This window comes from Pseudomonas sp. JV245A (genome assembly GCF_032424515.1).
GTDB lineage: Bacteria > Pseudomonadota > Gammaproteobacteria > Pseudomonadales > Pseudomonadaceae > Aquipseudomonas > Aquipseudomonas protegens.
Genome location: NZ_VYKE01000353.1, coordinates 1 through 1670, shown reverse-complemented (window position 1 = coordinate 1670; position 1670 = coordinate 1). Strand labels below are relative to the sequence as shown.

Below are 1670 nucleotides of genomic sequence, written 5' to 3'. Positions count from 1 at the left end.
CCGGCGAGCTGCTCTGGGACGTGGGTGCCGGCAGCGGCTCCATCGGCATCGAGTGGATGCGTACCCACCCCAGCTGCCGCGCCCTAGCCATCGAGGCCGACGACGGCCGCCAGCAATTGATCGAACACAACCGCGAGGTACTCGGCGTGCCCGGGCTGCAACTGATACGCGGCCGCGCGCCCCAGGCACTGGCCGGGCTGGAACGCCCGGATGCGATCTTCATCGGTGGCGGCGTGACCCGCGTAGGCGTGCTGCAGGCCTGCTGGGAACAACTCAAGCCCGGCGGGCGCCTGGTGGCCAATGCCGTGACCCTGCAAAGCGAAATGACCCTGATGGACTGGCGAGAACGCCACGGCGGCGAGCTGACCCGCATTCACATCGCCCAGGCCCAGCCACTGGGAGAGTTCGACACCTGGCGCCAGGCCCTGCCGATCACCCTGCTGGACCTGCACAAGCCCCGGGACCTGCCATGAACCTTGCAGGTGCGGGCTTGCTCGCGAATACGTCCGCCCAAGAGACCGAAGTACGCCCTTGGCGAGCAAGCTCGCCCCTTCGAGGGCTGGGACATGCGTGAAGAAACAGCGGAACAGCCCGCGCCCCTGCGCAGCGGCCTGACCACCGGCAGTTGCGCCACCGCCACCAGCCTGGCCGCCGCGCGCCTGCTGCTCGAGGGCAGCAATGCCGACGCGGTGCAGATCATCCTGCCCAAGGGCAAGCAGGTGCAGATGCGCCTGGAATTCTGCCGCCACACCGCCGACGGCGCCGAAGCAGGCACTATCAAGGACGCCGGCGACGATCCGGACGTGACCCACGGCGCCCTGCTGTACTCCCGGGTGCGCCTGACCCCTGAACCGGGCATTCGCTTCGTCGCCGGTCAGGGCGTCGGCACCGTGACCCGCCCCGGCCTGGTGCTGGCGGTGGGCGAGCCGGCGATCAATCCCGTACCGCGCCGGATGATCGGCGAGCACCTGCAACGGCTCGCCGAAGAACGGGCCTACCCCGGCGGTTTCGAGGTCACGGTGAACGTCGAGGGCGGAGCGGAACTGGCCCTGAAAACCATGAACCCGCGCCTGGGGATTCTTGGCGGGCTGTCGATCCTGGGCACTAGCGGCATCGTCCGGCCCTTCTCCTGCGCGGCCTACATCGCTTCGATCCATCAAGGCATCGACGTGGCCAAAACCAATGGCTACCTGCACATCGCCGCCTGCACCGGCAACGCCAGCGAAGACACCATGCGCCGGGTCTACGAGCTGCCGGAAATCGCCCTGATCGAAATGGGCGACTTCGTCGGCGCGGTGCTCAAGCACTTGCGCAAAGTACCGGTGGATAAACTCAGCCTGTGCGGCGGCTTCGGCAAGATCAGCAAGCTGGCCGCCGGGCACATGGACTTGCACAGCCGCCACTCCAGTATCGACCTGCCGCAACTGGCGCAATGGGCCGCCGATGCGGGGGCCGACCCAGCCCTGCAACAGGCGATCCGCCAAGCCAATACCAGCCAGCAGGCATTGGCCATGGCCAGCGCCGCCGGAGTCGCGCTGGGCGATGCGGTATGCCGGCACGCCCTGGATTTCGCCCGCAGCGTGGTGCCGCCCCAGGTCCAGGTAGAGGTCTTTGCCATCGACCGCCAGGGCGGCATCGTCGGCCACGCCGGAGGTTTCCAATGACCCGTA

Annotated in this window: 2 protein-coding genes; both read left to right on the top strand. The window is 68.1% G+C overall.

The window, feature by feature from the left end; translation table 11 throughout:
* Positions 1 to 473: precorrin-6Y C5,15-methyltransferase (decarboxylating) subunit CbiT (gene cbiT / locus F6S12_RS31530; RefSeq protein WP_315869835.1), on the top strand; the 473-nt coding region annotated here is incomplete at its 5' end.
* Positions 474 to 566: 93 nt separating this feature from the next.
* Positions 567 to 1664, top strand: a complete 1098-nt coding sequence (locus tag F6S12_RS31525; RefSeq protein ID WP_053156138.1) for a cobalt-precorrin-5B (C(1))-methyltransferase — start codon at positions 567 to 569, stop codon at positions 1662 to 1664.
* Positions 1665 to 1670: the final 6 nt, after the last annotated feature.